15 protein-coding genes are annotated in these 17,760 nt (G+C 67.6%); 4 read left to right on the top strand and 11 right to left on the bottom strand.

Translation table 11 applies throughout. From position 1 onward, the window contains the following. Positions 1–11 precede the first annotated feature (11 nt). The gene (locus tag HV766_RS14455) at positions 12–2,387 is read left to right on the top strand and encodes a DNA internalization-related competence protein ComEC/Rec2 (RefSeq protein WP_244958666.1); all 2,376 of its coding nucleotides are present in this window, start codon (positions 12–14) and stop codon (positions 2,385–2,387) included. A gap of 19 nt (positions 2,388–2,406) precedes the next feature. On the opposite strand, the gene HV766_RS14450 is transcribed toward HV766_RS14455, so the two are convergent. The 5 genes from HV766_RS14450 to HV766_RS14430 form a co-directional block, all read right to left on the bottom strand. Beyond that, the gene (locus HV766_RS14450) at positions 2,407–3,390 is read right to left on the bottom strand and encodes a Bug family tripartite tricarboxylate transporter substrate binding protein (protein ID WP_119451250.1); all 984 of its coding nucleotides are present in this window, start codon (positions 3,388–3,390) and stop codon (positions 2,407–2,409) included. A gap of 45 nt (positions 3,391–3,435) precedes the next feature. Then, positions 3,436–4,524 carry an isocitrate/isopropylmalate dehydrogenase family protein gene (locus HV766_RS14445; RefSeq protein ID WP_175181396.1) on the bottom strand — a complete coding sequence of 363 codons (1,089 nt, stop codon included), beginning with the start codon at positions 4,522–4,524 and terminating at the stop codon, positions 3,436–3,438. A gap of 70 nt (positions 4,525–4,594) precedes the next feature. After that, the gene (locus tag HV766_RS14440; protein ID WP_054456212.1) at positions 4,595–6,043 is read right to left on the bottom strand and encodes an NAD-dependent succinate-semialdehyde dehydrogenase; all 1,449 of its coding nucleotides are present in this window, start codon (positions 6,041–6,043) and stop codon (positions 4,595–4,597) included. A 34-nt stretch (positions 6,044–6,077) separates the two neighbouring features. After that, a complete protein-coding gene (locus HV766_RS14435) occupies positions 6,078–7,301 on the bottom strand; it encodes an iron-containing alcohol dehydrogenase (RefSeq protein ID WP_119451252.1) in 1,224 nt (407 codons plus the stop codon). 31 nt (positions 7,302–7,332) lie between these two features. Further along, complete coding sequence (locus HV766_RS14430; RefSeq protein WP_225590309.1) at positions 7,333–8,346, bottom strand: Ldh family oxidoreductase; 1,014 nt, start codon at positions 8,344–8,346, stop codon at positions 7,333–7,335. Between the two features lie 110 nt (positions 8,347–8,456). Here HV766_RS14430 and HV766_RS14425 point away from each other — a divergent pair, with 110 nt between their 5' ends. Further along, positions 8,457–9,179, top strand: a complete 723-nt coding sequence (locus HV766_RS14425; RefSeq protein WP_119451254.1) for a GntR family transcriptional regulator — start codon at positions 8,457–8,459, stop codon at positions 9,177–9,179. Here the strand turns inward: HV766_RS14425 and HV766_RS14420 are convergent. Both HV766_RS14420 and HV766_RS14415 read right to left on the bottom strand, forming a co-directional pair. Continuing rightward, positions 9,176–10,060 carry a TonB family protein gene (locus HV766_RS14420; RefSeq protein WP_302476945.1) on the bottom strand — a complete coding sequence of 295 codons (885 nt, stop codon included), beginning with the start codon at positions 10,058–10,060 and terminating at the stop codon, positions 9,176–9,178. The two genes, HV766_RS14425 and HV766_RS14420, sit on opposite strands and share 4 nt — an antisense overlap. 90 nt (positions 10,061–10,150) lie before the next feature. Beyond that, positions 10,151–11,038 carry a LysR family transcriptional regulator gene (locus HV766_RS14415; protein ID WP_225588830.1) on the bottom strand — a complete coding sequence of 296 codons (888 nt, stop codon included), beginning with the start codon at positions 11,036–11,038 and terminating at the stop codon, positions 10,151–10,153. On the opposite strand from HV766_RS14415, the gene HV766_RS14410 reads away from it, so the two are divergent. Further along, entirely contained in the window at positions 11,009–11,350 is a 342-nt protein-coding gene (locus HV766_RS14410; RefSeq protein ID WP_175181256.1) for a hypothetical protein, read from the top strand. The two genes, HV766_RS14415 and HV766_RS14410, sit on opposite strands and share 30 nt — an antisense overlap. Before the next feature lie 119 nt (positions 11,351–11,469). Further along, positions 11,470–12,588 (top strand): porin, encoded by a 1,119-nt coding sequence (locus HV766_RS14405; protein WP_175181393.1) that lies wholly within the window; start codon positions 11,470–11,472, stop codon positions 12,586–12,588. Between the two features lie 32 nt (positions 12,589–12,620). Here the strand turns inward: HV766_RS14405 and HV766_RS14400 are convergent, their stop codons facing one another. From HV766_RS14400 to HV766_RS14385, 4 genes are all read right to left on the bottom strand, one after another. Further along, positions 12,621–13,970 (bottom strand): four-carbon acid sugar kinase family protein, encoded by a 1,350-nt coding sequence (locus HV766_RS14400; RefSeq protein ID WP_175181392.1) that lies wholly within the window; start codon positions 13,968–13,970, stop codon positions 12,621–12,623. Further along, positions 13,967–15,244 carry a ribulose-bisphosphate carboxylase large subunit family protein gene (locus HV766_RS14395; RefSeq protein ID WP_054456223.1) on the bottom strand — a complete coding sequence of 426 codons (1,278 nt, stop codon included), beginning with the start codon at positions 15,242–15,244 and terminating at the stop codon, positions 13,967–13,969. Before HV766_RS14395 ends, HV766_RS14400 begins: the two co-directional genes overlap by 4 nt. Before the next feature lie 23 nt (positions 15,245–15,267). Then, complete coding sequence (locus HV766_RS14390; RefSeq protein WP_125470655.1) at positions 15,268–15,807, bottom strand: VOC family protein; 540 nt, start codon at positions 15,805–15,807, stop codon at positions 15,268–15,270. A 66-nt stretch (positions 15,808–15,873) separates the two neighbouring features. Next, positions 15,874–17,754, bottom strand: a complete 1,881-nt coding sequence (locus HV766_RS14385; protein ID WP_054456225.1) for a TRAP transporter large permease — start codon at positions 17,752–17,754, stop codon at positions 15,874–15,876. Positions 17,755–17,760 lie beyond the last annotated feature (6 nt).

Here is a 17,760-nt window from a genome sequence, read left to right as displayed (position 1 = left end):
GACTGGTCCAGGTGTCCCCGCGGCTGCCCGGCGCAGGCGCCGCATGGTGGCTGGCAGGGGCTTGCCTGCTTGGGCTGGTTGCCTGCCTGCGCTCGCGGCCTGGTCCGGCGCGCCAGCTTGCCGCCTTGATGCTGGGCGTGTGTGCGGGTTCGCTGAACGCCAGTCTGCAAGCCCAAGCCAGGTTGGACGATGCGCTGTCGGATGAGCATCAGGACGCCGTGTCGCGCCTGGCGCTGCGCGTGGCCAGCCTGCCGGATGGCGACGAGCGCGGCCAACGCTTTCTGGCCGAACTGGATGAGCCTGCGCCACCCGGCATTCCCTCGCGCATTCAGGTCTCGTGGCAGGCGCCGCCCGGCCCGCAGGCGCTGATTCCCGAAATCAAGCCCGGCCAGGTCTGGCGCATGGCGCTGGTGTTGCGGCGTCCGCACGGCTTGTTGAATCCAGCGGGGCCGGATGTGGAAGGGCGCCTGTTCGCGCAAGGGATACGGGCGGTGGCTACGGTGCGCGGACAGCCCAGGCTGCTGGCGGACAGGCCCTGGGCGACGCCGGGCATCGCGATAGAGCGGGCGCGCCACAGCGTGCGGGAGGGTTTGCGCGCGGCCTTGGGGGAACATCGCTATGCGCCAGTGATGGTCGCCCTGGCCATCGGCGATCAGGCCGGCGTCGCGCGCGAGGACTGGCTGCTGTTCAACCGCAGCGGCATCACGCATCTGGTGTCGATCAGCGGCATGCATGTGACCTCGATAGCGGGCATCGCCGGGCTGTTGGTGGCAGCGTTCTGGCGGCGAGGGCGCTGGCGCGGCGCGGGGCTGGCCGAGCACGTGCCCGCGCGCGTGGCGGGCGGGGCGGCGGCCGCGCTGGTCGCACTGCTGTATTGCCTGCTGGCGGGCTGGGGCGTGCCGGCGCGCCGCACGTTCTTCATGCTGTCGGTGGTGCTGGCGGCCGCGGTGTCGCGTCTGCCGCTGTCGGGCGGCCGGGTGCTGGCATGCGCGGCTGCGGGGGTCGTGGCGTTGGATCCATGGGCGCCGGTGTCGCCGGGATTCTGGCTGTCGTTCGGCGCGGTGGCGGTGCTGTTGCGCATCGCAGATGCGCCGGTCGACCGCGAAGCCGGCTGGCGCCCGCGCTGCTCGGCCAGGCTGGCGCAAGCGGTGCGCCTGCAGCTGATGGTGACCGTGGGCCTGACGCCCTTGCTGGCCTACCTGGTGCATCAGGTGTCGTTGGGATCGCCGTTTGCCAATGCGGTGGCGATTCCCGTCGTGACCTTCGTCGTGACGCCGCTGGCTTTGGCGTGTGCCGCCTTGTCGGTCTTGCCGGGCGCGCAGGGGCTGGCCGAGTTGGCCGGGCTATGGGGCCTGCAGGCGTTCGACCTGATCATGGCGCCGGTGTCCTGGGTGGGCAACGCGTCCTGGGCCAGCGTGCCGGTTGCGGCGGCGTCGTGGCCCTGGCTGCTGATGGCCTTGGCGGGCATGGTCTGGGCGCTGCAGGTGCGCGGATGGCCGGGCAGGCATCTGGGATGGCTCTGCATGCTGCCGTTGCTGTTTTGGCGGCCCGACCGGCCCGAGCAAGGATATTGGCGCATGAGCGCGATGGATGTGGGGCAGGGTAGCGCCATCCTGGTAGAGACGGCCAGCCAGGCCTTGCTGTTTGACGCGGGGCCGCGCCATTACGGCGGCAGCGACGCGGGCGAACGCGTCGTCGCGCCGTTCCTGCTGGCGCGGGGTATCCGGCGGTTGGACGTGTTGGTCCTGTCGCATGCCGACCTGGACCACGTGGGCGGATTGCGCGCGGTGCTGGCGGCGGTTCCGGCAGGGCGCAGCTACGCATCGTTCGATCTCGCTGCGTTCCTGCGCCGCGATATCCGGATGTGGCCGCAGGCCGGCAGCGCCGCGCCGCCGTTGCCCGCCGATGTGGGGCGTTGCCGGCGCGGCATGAGCTGGGAGGTGGACGGCGTGACATTCACCTTCCTGAACCCCGCGGATGCCGGCGGCAGGAACGGGCAGGGCCGCAATGCCGATAGCTGCGTGCTGCTGGTGCAGGGGACATCGCATGCGCTGCTGCTGACGGGCGATGTGGGCGTGGCTCAGGAAAATGCGCTGGCCCGGGTATTGCCCCGAGTCGACGTGGTGATGGCGCCGCATCACGGTTCGGCATCGTCCTCGGGCAGGGACTTGGTGGACGCGTCCGCAGCCGGCCATGCGATCGCACAGGTGGGCCATTTGAACCGTTTTCGCCATCCGGCCCGCGCGGTGGAACTGCGGTGGACGCGCGCGGGCGCGGCGTTTTGGCGCAGCGACCGCGATGGCGCGGTGATGGCGACTTCAGGCGCTGGGGGTCTGCATGTGTGGGCTGAGCGTGAACGCGGGCGGCGGTATTGGCATGGGCGCTGACTGAGGCCGCCCGCGGCGTTCAATTGGCGCCGAGCAGGTTCGCGCTCTTGACCAGCGACGATACGCGTTGCGAGTCGCGCTTGAGCAGATCGGAGAATGCGATGGGGCCGCGTTCCTGTGCGGCAGGCGCTTGCGCCGCCAATTGTTCCAGACGAGTCTTGAACTCTGGGGTGTCTATTGCCTGCGACAGGGCGGCGGCCAGTTTTTCGACCACAGGCTGCGGCGTGCCAGCCGGCGCCACCAGGCCATTCCAGATGGCCAGATCGAACTCAGGCAGTCCGCCCTCGGCAAAGGTGGGGATGTCCGGACTTTGCGCCAGGCGCGCGGTTCCGGTCACGGCAATGGCTTTGACGCGCTTGTCCTGATGCAGGGGCAGCATGGTCACGGTCTGGTCGATGACCCCGTCGATCATGCCGCTCATCAGGTCGGTCAGCGCGGGACCTGTGCCGCGATAGGGAATGAGTTCGCCGCGTGCGTCGGCGAAGTGCAGAAACATGGCCTCGGCCAGGTGCGCCGTGCTGCCCGGCCCGCTTGAGCCCAGGTTGAGCTTGACGGCGTTCACGTCGCGGATGCGCTTGAGCATGGCGGGCAGATCCTGGATGCCGCTCTTGTTGCTGACCGACAGCACCATGGGCACGGTCGCGACGATGCCGATGGGAGCCAATTCTTTTTGCGGATCGTAGTTGGCCTTGGGATGCAGATGCGGCAGGATCGCCAGCGACATGTTGTTGAAGGCCAGGGTGTAGCCGTCCGGTGCGCTCTTCTGCAGCTTCTGCATGCCGATGAGGCCGCCGGCCCCGCCTGAGTTTTCGACGACCACCGTCTGGCCCAATTGCTTGGACAGCGAAGTGGCCACCAGGCGGCCCAGCGTGTCGCTGGTGCCGCCGGGCGCGAAGGGCACGATGACCGTGATGGCGCGGCTGGGATAGTCCTGGGCGGCGGCCGGAGCGGCAAAGGCTGCCGCGGTCAGGGCGGCGCACAGGAAGGGGGTGATGCGTAGCATGGGGTGTCTCCTCGTATTTTCTTTTCTAGGTGGGGGGCCTTGCCGTCAGCGCGACAACGCGCGGCAGACGGCCTGGGTCATGTCGGTGCAGCTTGCCGTGCCGCCCAGGTCGCGTGGCACGTGGTCGCCTTTGGCGAGCACCTGTTCGACCGCGCGCTCGATGCGTTGCGCGGAATCGGAGAGCGCGGCATCGGCATGCTTGTCGCCCAGCCAGCGCAGCATGAGCGCGCCCGACAGAATGGTGGCCAGCGGACTGGCGGCGTTCTGGCCGGCTATGTCGGGCGCGGATCCGTGCGCGCCCTGGAAGAGCCCGTGGGTGTCGCCCAGTTCTGCAGACGCCGACAGGCCCATGCCGCCTATCGTGGCGGCGCCCAGGTCGGAAATGATGTCGCCAAACATGTTTTCCGCCACGATCACGTCATAGAAATCCGGCCGCTTGAGCATGTGCACTGTGATGGCGTCGGCATAGGCGTAATCGATTTCGACGTCGGGATAGCTGGCGGCCACGTCATCGCAGACCGCGCGGAAGAAGGCGTAGGTGCGCAGGATGTTGGCCTTGTCGCACACCGTGACGCGGCGCTTGCCGTCACGCGGCGCGCCGTTGCGCTGGCGCGCCAGCTCAAAGGAAAAGCGGGCGACGCGTTCGATGCCCTTGCGGGTGACGACGATGGTGTCGGTCGCCACTTCATCGCGCAGCACGATTCCGCCGCCGCGGCTGGCGTACAGGCCTTCGGTGTTTTCGCGCACGATGACGTAGTCGATCTGTCCCGGCTTGAAATTCTTGAGCGGCGAATCGACGCCCTGGTACAAGCGGATCGGGCGCACGTTGGCGTACAGGTCCAGCCGGAAACGCAGGCGCAGATGCAGGTCGTTTCCGACTTCGGTGCCGTCGGGGTAGGTCACGCCCGGCATGCCGGCCGCGCCGTGCAGGATGGCGTCAGCCGCCTTGCAGGCTGCGTAGGTGTCGTCGGGCAAAACCTGGCCCGACCTGACGTAGTGGTCGGCGCCGCCGTCGTAGCTGCTGAATGAGAGCAGGTCGGCGCCGCAGGCTTCCTTCAGTACGGTGAGCGCCGATTGGCAGACCTCCGGACCGATGCCATCGCCGTCGATGGTCGCAATTTCATACTTAGCCATGTGTGGCTGTCTCCTCGTGAGGGTTTTGCAATCAGAGGGACGGCCGCGCCCGGGACGCGGCCGTCAGGGCTTACCAATTGGTGGATATGTACTTGGCTTCCATGAACTCAAGCAGCCCATGGTGCGCGCCTTCGCGGCCCAGGCCGCTTTGCTTGACGCCGCCGAAAGGCGCCGCGGGATCGGATACCAGGCCGCGGTTCAGGGCGATCATGCCGCTTTCGATGCGTTCGGATACGCGCAGTCCGCGCGCCAGGTCGCGGGTATAGACGTATGCGACCAGCCCATACTCCGTGGCGTTGGCCAAGGCCACGGCTTCGTCCTCGGTATCGAACGCCACGATGGGCGCCACGGGACCGAAGATTTCCTCGGCAAGCAGGTCGGCGTCGGCGGGCACATCCACCAGCACGGTGGGCTCGTAGAAGTGCCCGGCGCGGTCCAGCCGCTTGCCGCCGGCCTTGATCCGCGCACCCTTGGCGACGGCGTCGGCCACCAGCGATGCCACCTTGTCCACCGCGCCCGCATTGACCAAGGGGCCGCATTGGGTGCCGGGATCGACGCCGTCGCCGGTCTTCAGCGCGGCCATGCGCGCGGCGAAGCGGGCGCTGAATTCCTCGACTGCGCCGCGCTGCACGTAGAAGCGATTGGCCGCCGTGCAGGCTTCGCCGCCGTTGCGCATCTTGGCGATCATGGCGCCTTCGACGGCGGCATCGATGTCCGCGTCGTCGAAGACCAGGAACGGCGCATTGCCGCCCAGCTCCATCGAGCAGCTGATGACGGAATCCGCCGCCTTGCGCAGCAGCACGCGGCCCACTTCCGTTGAACCGGTGAAGGAGAGCTTGCGCACGCGCGGATCATCCAGCACCGCGTTGGCGAACTTGCCAGCCGAGGAGGTCGTCAGTACGTTGACCACGCCCGCAGGCACGCCGGCTTCTTCCAGCAGGCGCATGACGGCGTAAGCGGTCAAGGGGGTCTCGGTCGCGGGTTTGAGGATGCAGGTGCAGCCGGCGGCCAGCGCGGGCGCGATCTTGCGGGTTGCCATGGCCGCGGGGAAGTTCCACGGGGTGACCAGCAGGGCGATGCCTATGGGCTGGTACTGCACGATGATGCGGCTGGCGCCGCCGGGCGATACGCTGATGTCGCCATTGATGCGCACCGCCTCCTCGGAAAACCATCGGAAGAACTCGGCGGCGTAGGCGACCTCGCCGCGCGCGTCCGTCAACGCCTTGCCGTTCTCCTGGGAAATCAGATGTGCCAGATGGTCGGCGTCGCGGACCATCAGTTCATAGCACTTGCGCAGGATTTCGCCGCGCTGGCGCGCGGGTGTAGCTGCCCAGCCTGCGGCAGCGCGCGCCGCTGCGTCCACGGCCGCGGCGGCGTCTTCGAGCGTGGCGTCCGCCACGCTGGCGATTACCTGCTCGGTCGACGGGTCGTACACGTCGATGCGACGGCCCGAGGTGGAGGCGCGCCAGGCGCCGTCGATGTAAAGGTCTGTAGACAGCTTGTTGGCCTCGATGGTCATGCGTCAGCTCCGGATGTGGGTGGAAGGCGGGTTATCAAGATGCGCGAAACGAGCCGCGTCCCGCGTAGGCGGCGGCCACGATGGCGGCGATGCCGTCCTGGTCCAGCGGTCGCGGATTGTTCGTGACCAGGCGCGCGGCCAGCATGGACTGCGCGGCGATCCATTCGAGCTGGTCGGCGCGCACGCCCAGTCCAGCCAGCGTTGCAGGGATGCCGATGCGCGAGAACAGGTCGTAGACATGGCGCGGCGCGCGGGCGGCGAGGCGCGCGGGATCGGTTTCCGTGTCCCCCATCGCCATAGAGATGGCCGCATAGTCCGCGCTGCAGGCCGTTGCGTTGAAATCCATGACATAGGGCATCAGGGTCGCCACGCCTGCGCCGTGCGCCGTGTGCGTCAGCGCGCCGATCGGGTACTGGATGGCGTGGGCCGCCGCGGTGCCCGCCACGCCGAAGGCCAGGCCAGCGGCAAGCGCCGCGGCCATGACCTGACCCCTGGCATGAAGGTCGGAGCCGTCGTCGACGGCGCGGGGCAGATAGGACGCGAGCGCGCGGATGGCAATCAGCGCCTGCTGGTCGCTGAAGGCGTTCTTGCCAACGAATACGCGGGTCTGCGCGATGTCGGCATCCGGACTGCGACGGACCGCGGTCAGGGCCTCGATGGCATGGGTCAAGGCGTCGGCGCCGGCGATGGCGGTCAGTCCCTTGGGGCAGGTCAGCGTCAGTTCAGGATCGCAGATGGCGGTGTGGGGAATCAGGTGCGGACTGGAGACGCCCACTTTCAGATCGCGGGCGCTATCGGCCAGCACGGCGACTGGCGTGACCTCGGAGCCCGTGCCCGATGTGGTGGGCAGCGCGATCACGGGTAGCACCGGGCCGGGAACCTTGTATTCACCGTAGTAATCGGAGGCCTTCCCGCCATGCGTCAGCAGCAGGCTGACGAGCTTTGCCATGTCCAGGCAGCTGCCGCCACCCAGTCCGACGATTACCTCTGGCTGGAACGCGCCGTGCGCTGCCACGCATTCGTAGACGCCCTCGACGGGCAGGTCCGGCTGAGTGCGGTCGTACACCTGGACGCGCACGCCGGCGCTTTCCAGCGTGGCCAGCAGTTCGGACATTTCCGCCGTGGCGGCGAAGCGCTCGTCGGTGCAGATCAGCGCGCGCTGGCCCAGGGCGGCTGCGACGCGGCCCAGCGCAAGGCGCTGGCCGTTGCCGAACAGCACAGCGCGCGGTGCGCGCATGATTCCAAACAATTCATTCATTGTGGATCCTTGAAAGGGTGTCTGGGGAAATTCAGGCGGCGCATTGCGCCAGGTCGAGGATGCGGCGCCAGACCTCGTCGGCCAGTTCGATGCCTGCATCCAGCCGCAGGCGGCGTTCGGTGCGCGCCCGATCGCCTGGCACCGCGACGGGCCGCCCGGGCAGCAGGGCAGGGCAGGCGCGGATGTCATCCAGGTAGCTCGTGACGCGGCTGGCAATCCCGCCCGACCCGGCCTCGATCGCGATGAAGACGTCGCCCTTGTTGCATATCTCGCGGGAATCCAGCGTGCCCTTGACGGCGTTGCCCAGCGCGGACGCCGTCAGGCTGGCGACCAGCACTTCGAACGCCAGGCCCAGCGCGTAACCCTTGGCTTCACCGAAGGGGGCCAGTGCGCCCGCTTTGGCAGCTTCGGCATCCGTGGTGGGGTTGCCGGCGCCGTCGAGCGCCCAGCCCGGCTCGAGTGGCCGGCCATGGTTGGCGTAGTCGTGGATCTTGCCCATGGCGACCTGGCTGGTGGCCATGTCCAGCACGAACGGTTCGTCCGCGGTGGGTACGCCGATAGCGATCGGGTTGGTGCCGATCAGGGCTTGACGGCCGCCCCAGGGATGGACCAGGGCTTCGCTGGTCGACAGGGCCAAAAGGATCTGGCCTTCGCGCGCCGCGCTTTCCGCGTAGAGCGCCAGCATGCCGATATGGTTGTTGTTGCTGACGGCGGCGATGGCGATTCCGGTCTCGCGGGCGCGTTCGCGGATCTGCTCCAGGGCCGCCAGCGCGATCACCGGCCCCAGGCCGCGTTCGCCATCCATGTCCAGGAAAGCTGGGGAGCGCCAGACGGCCGTGCCGCGGGTTTTCGGGTCGGCCACGCCGTTGTGGATGCGTTCGATGATGCGCGGCAGGCGTAGCAGGCCGTGGGACGCGCGCCCGCGCAATTCGGCTTCAAGCAGCAGGTCGGTCTGCGTCGCAGCGTGGTCGGTCGGGGCTCCGGCCAGTTCCAGCGCGCGGATGCAAACCTGCCTTGCCTCCCCCATTTTTATCGTTGTCGTCATAGTGTCGTTAAGTTGTTAAATCCGATCGGATCTGAAATACGATCTGATTTATGCTAACCTCGTAACAAATTGGACGTCAACACATAGTTGGCAAATCGGGTGAAACAACCATGACGACACTCTCTCGCGGTTCCGCAGCCGTACCCTCGACCATGCCCGCGGCCGGCCAGCGCCTGGGCGAGCGCGTGCGGTCGTTGGGCGACGAGGTCTATGAAACGCTGCTGTCGCAGCTCATTTCCCTGAAGATCGCGCCCGGCATGCGCATCGCGGTCGATGCGCTGGTGCGTGAGCTAGGCGTATCGCAAACGCCGATACGCGCCGCGCTGATCCGGCTTGAAACCGAAGGGCTGGTCGTCAAGACGCATCACGTGGGATACAGCGCGGCGCCCATGCCTACGCGCAGGCGTTTCGAGCAGATGTACGAACTGCGCTTGCAGCTGGAGCCATTCGGTGCCGGGCTGGCGGCGCAACGCATGACGGACGCGTCACTGCAGGAACTGGCGGCGCTGTCTGCGGCAATGAGCGCCCCGAGCGCCGATGATGCGCGCGTGGCCTATGGAAAATTCGCCGTGCTGGACGCGCAGTTCCACTCCTGGATCGCGGAGCAGAGCGGCAATGAACTGCTTGCCGAAGCGCTGGCCCGGCTGTACGCGCATACCCATCTGTTCCGGCTGCGCTTCCACTCGAGGGTCACGGAAGAAGCCGTGACCGAGCATGCACGCATCGTGCGGGCGCTGAGCGAGCGTGATGCCGATGGCGCTCAGGATGCCATGCGCGACCACATTCTCAGGTCGCGCGAGCGCATGGCGCCGTACTTCGAAATGTTGGATTAGCGCGCGGCCGGTGCAGCCGTATGCCCGCCCAGGCTGATGCCGTCCCGTATCTTGCGGAACGCGGGCAGGCCTGCCGGCATGTCCTCGGCAGTCGCGGTGCAGCGCATCGCGACGCGCAGCGTCGCGGTATCCAGCAAGGCGTTGTATTCCAGCAGGCGCGTGCCATCCGGTCCTGCGCCCGCGGGCGCGACATAGTCGATGCCCTTGGCGCCCTGCAACTCGAAGCCGCTGCGCTGCTCGGGCGATTCGCCCTGCGCGGCCAGGATCGCTTCGGCCGCAGCCATGCGCTCGGCGGCAGAGAGCGGCGCTTCGGCGCCGGGATGCGTCTTCAGCGATTTGCGCGGCGTGCTGAAGCCGACGCCGCACAGGTAGCCGGCCGCGCCCGCGGCTTGCGGCGCGCCGTTGGCGCGGACGATCTCGACCAGCACATCGAATTCGTCGGATTTGCCGCTCTTCACGATCCGATAGGCAGCGGGCACGGTGACGCCGAATCCGCGCGTCCGGTCGGCGTAGCGGCGCTCGGCGTCGCTGGCGGGCTCCTCGATCATCTGGAACCGCACCGGCAGCATCAGGATTTCCCTGTCGGCCTGCATGTCGCTGGTGAAGGCGGGCAGCGGGCTGGCGCGCCGGACCATGCGGACCGCGGCCTTGTCGATGGCGACATACCCCGAGGAACTGGCGAGGTCCACCGCGTCGATCTTGCCGTCCCGCAGGACAGTGAGGCGCAGGCGCAGGCTTAGGGGACCGTCAAGTTCGTACGCTTCCCTGGGCATTTCCAGATGGCTTTGCAGTTTGCGCATTGCGCCAGTGGTCCATTCGGCCTGATTCGCAGGGGCGGCGGCGGAAACAGCCGCGGACGCGCAGAGGGCGATCGCTGCCATGGTGCAAGCGCGTATCGGCCAGTTCATGTGGGCAAGTCTCCTGATCGTAGGAACCCGCAAAGGCGGGCGCGTCGGCAGCATAACCCGCTGCTAGCGTGAGCAAGCAGCACCCAGGTCCAGGCTGCTGGCCAACAGATTGATGAACTCGCGCACCTTGGGCGATGAGCGCCGCGGCTGCGGGTACACGGCATACAGGTTTCGCTCCGCGGGCTGCCAATCCGGCAGCAGGGACATGAGACGGCCGTCGGCCAGGTCCTGCGCGACCAGATAAGCGGGCAGCAGTCCGATACCGGCGCCGTTCAGCGTTGCGTCGCGCAGGGTCAGGCTGTTGTTGCTGCGCAGGGGGCCGCTGACATGCACGGTTTGCTTAAGGTCGTCTCGCGTAAAGCGCCATTCGTTGTGGTTGGCGCCGCGCTTATAGATCAGGCACTGATGGCTGGCGAGATCCAGGATGTCCTTTGGGGTGCCCTGGCGTTTTAGATAGGTCGGCGCGGCGACCAGCGCCCTGGGCAGGGTGGCGATGGTCTGGGCGCCCGCCGCGAAATGCTTGGGGGTTGCGCCGATATACAGCGCGACGTCGATGTCTTCGTCCGCCGGGTCGAGATACTTGTCGTTGAGTGTCATTTCAACGGTGACCTCGGGAAAAATCGCGGTGAATTCCGTGATCAGGCGGCCCAGATCCGCTGCGCCGAAGGCGATCGGCGCGCGCACCTTCAGGATGCCCCGTGGCGTGGTCTGTACCTGCCCCGCGGTGCGTTCGGCTTCTTCCACATCTTCGAGGATGCGGGTGCATTTTTCGTAGTAGGTCTTGCCCGCATCGGTGAGCACGATGCGGCGAGTGGTGCGCGCAAGCAGCGGCGTGCCTATGTGGTCTTCCAGCGCAGAAACGTTCTTGCTCACCGAGGCGGTGGACATGTTCAAGCGCGTTGCAGCGATCGTAAAGCTTCCATGTTCGACGACCTTGCAGAAGACATTCATTGCGACCAGGCGATTCATATTCTTTCCCGCAACGAAACCGTTTATTTCCGGCGCGACCCTTTAATTGCGGGGTTTGGCGGTGTCAATATCGCGGCTGATTATAGCGACGGAGACAGGCGTGGAACAGAAAAGAACAGACGCTTTGGTGCAGTCGCGAGGGGCGGGAAGGATGAGCAGGAATGCCTTCCTCCAATACGCGGGAATCAGTCCGATATCGACGCGGGAGTAGTAGGCATAAGCGGGGAATCCTGGCATTGGCGACGCAGGATCAGGATCTGCATGGCACCGAAGAAAACTATCTGGCAAAGCTGACCAACCTGTAGTCCGAGGCCGTTCGAACACCGGTTCGCGTGGCGCCGAGAGTTGCAGTGTCCTGGGGCTTGCCTATTGCCGACCACGGCAAACATAACGATTTTCAAAGGGGGTGGTTCATGAAGTATGGAAAGCAATACAGGAAGTGTGGCAAGCAATTCAGGGTCCCGGCGATGTGCGCGGCATTGGCTGTCTATGCCGCGCACTCGCCTGCGGTGTTCGCGCAGTCCAGTCTCAAGTTTTACGGAATAGCGGACACGTATATCGAGTACAAGAGCAACAACATCGATAACAAGAAGCGCGGCGCGTCGGCGGGGCGATCCTCTTCGTCCGGCGGATCCTCGATGCGGATGGGCTCCGGCGGGTTGTCGGGTTCCCGTTGGGGTATGCAGGGAGTGGAGGACCTGGGTGGCGGGATGCAGGCTGTTTTCACGCTTGAAGGCGGCTTGAATACGCATACGGGAACCATGGCCGAGGAGGGACGGCCGTTCAACCGCCAGGCCTTCCTGGGTCTGAACAGCCCCTACGGCATGGTGACTTTGGGAAGGCAATACACCAGCATGTTCAGCCTGTTGTTCCCGATGGTGCCTCAGGCCTACGCGCCGGCCTACGAGCCTTCGGGGGCTCTCTTGGGTGGTGTGCGTCACGACAACTTGGTCAAGTATCGCGTCGGGACGGGGGCGCTGTCGGCGCAGGCGCATTATCAGCTCGATGATGCGGCGGGCACGCGTTATCAGCGGTCGGCCTGGGGCGGGGGAGCGAGCTACCTGTCCGGCCTGTTTGGCCTGGCGGCAGTCTACGACGAGGCCGGCGGCGCAAAGCCGACAACCGCGTCGAACCGGCTGCGCAAGCTGGCCTTGAGCGCTTCCTACGCGCCGGATCCTTGGCACCTGACGGCGGGCTACCGCTGGGCGCAGGACAAGACGGCCCGAGGCAGCTTGAACCAGCGCGACGACATGTGGTGGATCGGAGTCGGGTACCGCCTTTCGCGGGTCCTGCAGGTCACTGCCGCGTTTTACTACGACGACGTGAAGGCCGATGCAGGGGGAGGAAATCCGCCGAATCCCAAACAGCATGTCTTGCAGCTGCTTTACAGCGGGCTGTCCAAGCGCACAGACCTGTATGCGGTCGGCGCCTATGCGCGTAACTCCGCGCTGAACTTTGCGCCGCTTGCCACGCTGCCCCCGGGCAAGGATAGCCAGGCCGCCCTGGCGCTGGGCATCCGGCACAAGTTCTGAGGGCATGGCGCGCCGTGGCGCGTCATGCCGGCTCAGGCCGCTCCCGACGCCAACTCATCGAACAGCAGATCGCCGCCCATCTGTCCGCCCTTGAGCATCAGTTCAATGCCGTCGGTCACAGGGTCATCGCTGCGCGTCAGGCTGACCGTCACGCCGGGCGCCAGCACGCAGCGGAACGCCAGGCCCCAGACGCCCAGGGCCAACGTCGCCTGGCTGGAGGTGTCGCCGCCGGCGATGCCGATGCGTGACAGGCGCGCGCCGGCTTGCGCGCTGGCGCGCACGATATCCGCCACCAGTTGACCGGTGGCGCGGGCGGTCGCGGCGGTCTGATGGGGTGCAAGGGGCTGGGCGGGCCGGTCGGTGTGCGCCAGCACATTACGCCCCTGGGCCAGCGTGGCGGCGGCCAACTGGGCTTGCTGGGCGGCGTAGGTAGGGTCTTGCAAGAGCCGTTGCGCCTGCAGCGGTTGGAGCTGGTATTGCCGGCACGCGGCGATCTGCCTGGCCGTGACCGGAGACAGGCTGCCGGCGACCGCCAGCACGGGGCCCGAGGCCGGTTGCAGCGGCGCGGCTGCGGCGCTGCCGCCGCCGGCTGGCGTGGCACGGGCCAGCGCCTGCTGCACGCTGCTGGGGCCGACCGCCAGTAACGGCAGGCAGGACGCCGCGCGCCAGATGAGCCGGCCGATGATGGCCAGCTGTTCTTCGTCGACCAGGTCCAGCAGCAGCGGTCCGTCGGTGCTTTCGATGACTTGGTCGATCCAGTCGTCCAGCAGCGGCGCATCCGCCGCCCGCCGCAGCCGCGGGTAGGCCGTGTGCGGCAAGGAGCGGATGTCCGCCAAGCCTTGCGCCGCCAGGTGCAGGCGCAGGTCGGCTTCGTGCATGGGAGTGACGGGATGCGCGCTCATGACCGGATGGCGGTCGATGCGATGGATCTCGGGCGCGGACCCCGCGCGCGCGAACAGCTGGGCGAAGCTGCAATAGCGGCCGATGCTGGGCTGCCCGCCCACGATAGGCACCAGCGGGTTGGGCATGTGGCGGTGCAGTTCGCGCACGGCGGCGCCGATGCTGCCCACGTGCGGCGCGCTGTCGAAGGTGGAGCAGCATTTGTAATGCAGCACGCGCACGCCCGCACCCGCCATGTAGCGGCCCACGGCCTGCAGTTCGGCCTGCATTTCGGCTGGCGCCATGCCGCGCGCCGCGCCGGCGATGCCAATGGCGTCCAGCGGTCCGGCGCGGCGCAGCTGGTCCGGCGTCGGCACGCCCAGGAACAGCAGGCTGCGCAGGCCGGCGCGCGCGGTTTCGGCCAGCGTATCCGTGGCGCCGGTGAAGTCGTCGCCGTACCAGCCCAGCCGCGGCCGCGTTGCGTCTTGCGCCGCTGAACTCATGCGCGGCTGCCGAAGAACTCGATGGCGCGCCGCAGTTCCGGGGCGTTGCGCGCGTAGTCTTCCAGGCGCTCGCCGTCGCGCATGGCCTGCCAGGCCTGGCGGATGCTGAGCACGCCTGCGGCGGGTCCGTCCGGGTGGGCGAGGATGCCGCCGCCGGACATGAACAGCAGATCGTCGCTGCGCACGGCGGCCCAGGTGGCGGGCACGGTGCCAGCCCATTGGCCGGACGAAAACGCCGGCATGACGGGGTCATCAATCCCGGGAGTCAGCGAGGCCAGGCAGTCGCGCGCGGACTCGACGACTTCGGCGTCTTCCTGGGCGAACTTGCCTTGCAGGCCGTGCACGTGCATATGGTCCACACCGGCCAGCCGCCATAGCGTCTGGTAAGCCTGGAAGCCCACGCCCAGCATGGGGTGGCGCGACAGCGCGCCGTAACCATTGCGGTGGCCGTGCAACGCCAGCGGGGTGCTGCGGCGCAAGGTCTGGATGGCCGAGTAGCCGCAATGGTTCAGGCTGGCCATGACGCAGGAGCCGCCTTCGCGTTCGATCAGGTCGGCGTGGCGGCGCATGGCGTCGGTCTCGTCGCTGATGTTGAACGCCACCATGACCTGCCGTCCGGTGCGCTCGCGGTGCGCGCGCACCACCGCCATGACGGCGGCGACGCGTTGCGCCAGCGGCGCGTGGGCAGGGTTGGCGCAGACCTCGTCGTCCTTGATGAAGTCCACGCCTGCATTGCACAGCTGCGCCGCCAGATGCGCGGTCTGCTCGGGCGACAGGCCGACGTTGGGCTTGATGATGGTGCCTACCAGCGGGCCATGCGCCACGCCGGTCAGTTGCCGCGTGCCGGCAATGCCCGCGCGCGGCATGTCGAACTGGGCGCGGTAGTTGGCCGGCAGTTCCATGCTTTCCAGGCGCAGGCCCGTGACTTCGCCCAGGTCGTACAGGTTGCCGCCTACCGTGGCCGCCAGCGTCGGCAGGTTGGCGCCGACGTTGGCGACGGGAAAGGCGATGCGCACGCGGGCGCGCTGGTAGCGGCCAGGCATGCCGCCCGGCTGCCGCGCCAGCCAGGCGTTGGGCAGGCTGGGCGCGGATGCGGACTCCAGGGGTTCGATGGACTCGATTCGCGCCCGGGCGCGGGCGCGCAGTTCGTCGGTTTCGCCCTGCACCCGCGTGAAGGTGCCGCAGGATTGCTCGCCAGCCATGATCTCCGCGACCTTGCCGGGGTCCAGCGGGGTTTCGATCAGGTAGGTGGCGGTAAACGATTGGGAATTCATGGCGGAGGTGGCAGGTAAGGGGATCAGATCCGGTTCAGATCGGGGAAGGGGCGCACGGGGTCCCTGCCGTCCCAATCCCGGGCGCTGTCGCGGATCAGGTCGAACAGGCGGCCCTTGGGACCGGCCACTTCGGACAGCTCGATCACGGTGCCGGGGTGGTACTCGGTGTCGAAGTAGATGAAGCGGCCTTTCTCGCCCACTTCGCCGCTCATCTTGGGCTTGAAGCCTTGCGCCAGCAGGCGTTCCAGGTCGGCGTCGTAGCTTTCGGTCCAATAGGCCACGTGCTGCAGCCCGGTGCGGCCGGCCTGCAGGAAGTCGCGGTACATGGAGGGCACGTCGTTGCGCGTCTGGATCAGCTCGACTTGCACGAAGCCGGAATTCGCCAGCGCCACCGAGTTGTGCGGTTCGTGGCGCTCGCCGTCGTACTGGTAGTTCACGATGGGCACGCGCGGGTTGTAGTACCAGGGCCCCACGCCCAGCGTGCTGCTCCAGTAGTCCATGGCGGCTTCGATGTCGTGGACCACATAACCGAGTTGGCGGATTTCGCCCAGGAAACGACTCATGATGGATTCTTTGCGGGAGAGGTTTGAGGATGTCGGGAGGATGCGGCCCGCTGCGGGCCGCGGACCTCACAGGAAACCGATGGAGAACCAGGGGAAGGCAGCGACGATCACCAGGCCCACCAGCAGCGCGGCGACGTAGCCCCAGATCGGGCCTATGCCTTCGTTGGGATCGACGCGGCTGATGGCGCAGGCGCCGTAGTAGCCCACGCCGAAGGGCGGCGCGAACAGGCCTATGCCCATGGCGAAGATCACGACCATGGCGTAGTGCACTTCGTGCACGCCGGCCTGCGCCGCGATCGGGAACAGCAGCGGGCCGAACAGCACGATAGCGGGTATGCCTTCCAGCACGCTGCCCAGGATGATGAAGGCTACGATGGAGACGGCCAGGAAGCCGTAGCTGCCGCCGGGCATGCCGGCCATCAGCTTGGCCAGGTCGCCGGAGAAGCCGGACTGCGTCAGCGCCCAGGCCATGGCGGTGGCGCAGCCCACGATCAGCATGATGGCGCCCGACAACGAGGCGGTCTCGATCAGCATGGGCTTCAAGCGGGCCCAGTCGAAGCGCCGGTAGATCAGCAGGCCGACCACTGCCGAATACACGATGCCGATGGTCGAGACCTCGGTGGCGGTGGCCACGCCTTCGACGACCGCGGCGCGGATCACGAAGGGCAGGGCCACGGCGGGCAGGGCGATGACGAAGAAGCGTCCGATCTCGCGGGCGCTGAAGCGCTGCGCCAGGCTCAGGTCTTCCTTGCGGTAGCGCCACCACACCACCGAGCACAAGGCCAGGCCCAGCACCACGGCCGGCAGCAGCCCGCCCGTGAAGAGCGCGGCGATGGACACGCCGGTCACCGAGCCGATGGTGATGAGCACGATGGACGGCGGAATGGTCTCGGTCTGCGCGCCGGTGGCCGACAGCAGCGCCACCAGGTCGCCGGGTTTGGCGCCGCGCTTCTGCATTTCCGGGAACAGCACGGGCGCGATGGCTGCCATGTCGGCGATCTTGGATCCCGAGATGCCGGACACCAGGTACATGGCGCCGATCAGCACGTAGGACAGCCCGCCGCGCACGTGGCCCAGCAGGCTGGCCAGGAACTGGATCATGGCGCGCGCCATGCCGGTCATCTCGATCAGCGATCCCAGGAAGATGAAAAGCGGCACCGCCAGCAACATCAGGTGCGACATGCCCTCGTCCAGCCGGCCCACCATCACCACCATGGGCGTGTTGGTGGTCAGGGCCAGGTAGGAGAACGTGGCCAGCGCGAACGAAAAGGCAATGGGCACGCCCGAGAACACCGTGGCGGCGACGATGCCCACGAAGAAGATCAGCAGGTTCAGCTTGCCCAGCGTGGCGAAGAGGGGCTGCGCCACCCAGAACAGCGCGACCACTGCCGCGGCTCCCGCCAGCGCCGCCAGCATTTGCGGCGCGGTCTGGGTGCGCAGCAGGCGCAGCAGCGCCACCACCGCCATCAGTCCCATGCCCACCGGAATCGCGGCGGCGCGCCAGGCGTTGCTCAGCTCCAGCGCGGGCGTGATGATGAAGTGTTCTTCATGCGCGTACTCCACGGCGGGTGCCAGGATCAGCGCCAGGAAGGCCAGCGATGCGGCCAGCGCCAGCGTTTCCAGCTGGGCGCGGCGCGCGGGGCTGACGTTGTTGACCAGCGCCGTCATCCGCATGTGTTCGCCGCGCCGCAGGGCGACCACCGCGCCCAGCATCGACAGCCACAGGAACAGGATGGACGCCAGCTCGTCGGACCAGACCAGCGGACTGTGGAAGGCGTAGCGCGCGACGACGCCCGCGAACAACACGGCGATCTCGATCAGCACGATGGCCGCGGCCACGTGTTCGACCACGCTGCCCAGCAGCGCGTCTAGGGCGCCGGCGGCGCGGCGCAGCGGATGGGCCGGCAGCGCCTGCGGCGCGGCGTGGGGAGCGGACAGGGAGGACATGGCGCG

Origin of the sequence: Achromobacter aegrifaciens (assembly GCF_902859735.1) — a bacterium.
Lineage (GTDB): Bacteria > Pseudomonadota > Gammaproteobacteria > Burkholderiales > Burkholderiaceae_B > Achromobacter > Achromobacter aegrifaciens.
Note: the sequence above shows the minus strand (reverse complement) of the source record. Positions and strands in the feature narration are given on the sequence as shown.

Excerpts from the sequence above, each read along its gene's own strand:
- HV766_RS14390 (WP_125470655.1), bottom strand. The coding sequence starts at position 15,807 with ATGAGTCGTTTCCTGGGCGAAATCCGCCAACTCGGTTATGTGGTCCAC.
- HV766_RS14385 (WP_054456225.1), bottom strand. The coding sequence starts at position 17,754 with ATGTCCTCCCTGTCCGCTCCCCACGCCGCGCCGCAGGCGCTGCCGGCC.
- HV766_RS14425 (WP_119451254.1), top strand. The coding sequence starts at position 8,457 with ATGACGACACTCTCTCGCGGTTCCGCAGCCGTACCCTCGACCATGCCC.
- HV766_RS14405 (WP_175181393.1), top strand. The coding sequence starts at position 11,470 with ATGAAGTATGGAAAGCAATACAGGAAGTGTGGCAAGCAATTCAGGGTC.
- HV766_RS14395 (WP_054456223.1), bottom strand. The coding sequence starts at position 15,244 with ATGAATTCCCAATCGTTTACCGCCACCTACCTGATCGAAACCCCGCTG.
- HV766_RS14450 (WP_119451250.1), bottom strand. The coding sequence starts at position 3,390 with ATGCTACGCATCACCCCCTTCCTGTGCGCCGCCCTGACCGCGGCAGCC.
- HV766_RS14415 (WP_225588830.1), bottom strand. The coding sequence starts at position 11,038 with ATGAATGTCTTCTGCAAGGTCGTCGAACATGGAAGCTTTACGATCGCT.
- HV766_RS14440 (WP_054456212.1), bottom strand. The coding sequence starts at position 6,043 with ATGACCATCGAGGCCAACAAGCTGTCTACAGACCTTTACATCGACGGC.
- HV766_RS14400 (WP_175181392.1), bottom strand. The coding sequence starts at position 13,970 with ATGAGTTCAGCGGCGCAAGACGCAACGCGGCCGCGGCTGGGCTGGTAC.
- HV766_RS14435 (WP_119451252.1), bottom strand. The coding sequence starts at position 7,301 with ATGAATGAATTGTTTGGAATCATGCGCGCACCGCGCGCTGTGCTGTTC.
- HV766_RS14410 (WP_175181256.1), top strand. The coding sequence starts at position 11,009 with ATGTTCGACGACCTTGCAGAAGACATTCATTGCGACCAGGCGATTCAT.
- HV766_RS14430 (WP_225590309.1), bottom strand. The coding sequence starts at position 8,346 with ATGACGACAACGATAAAAATGGGGGAGGCAAGGCAGGTTTGCATCCGC.
- HV766_RS14420 (WP_302476945.1), bottom strand. The coding sequence starts at position 10,060 with ATGGCAGCGATCGCCCTCTGCGCGTCCGCGGCTGTTTCCGCCGCCGCC.
- HV766_RS14445 (WP_175181396.1), bottom strand. The coding sequence starts at position 4,524 with ATGGCTAAGTATGAAATTGCGACCATCGACGGCGATGGCATCGGTCCG.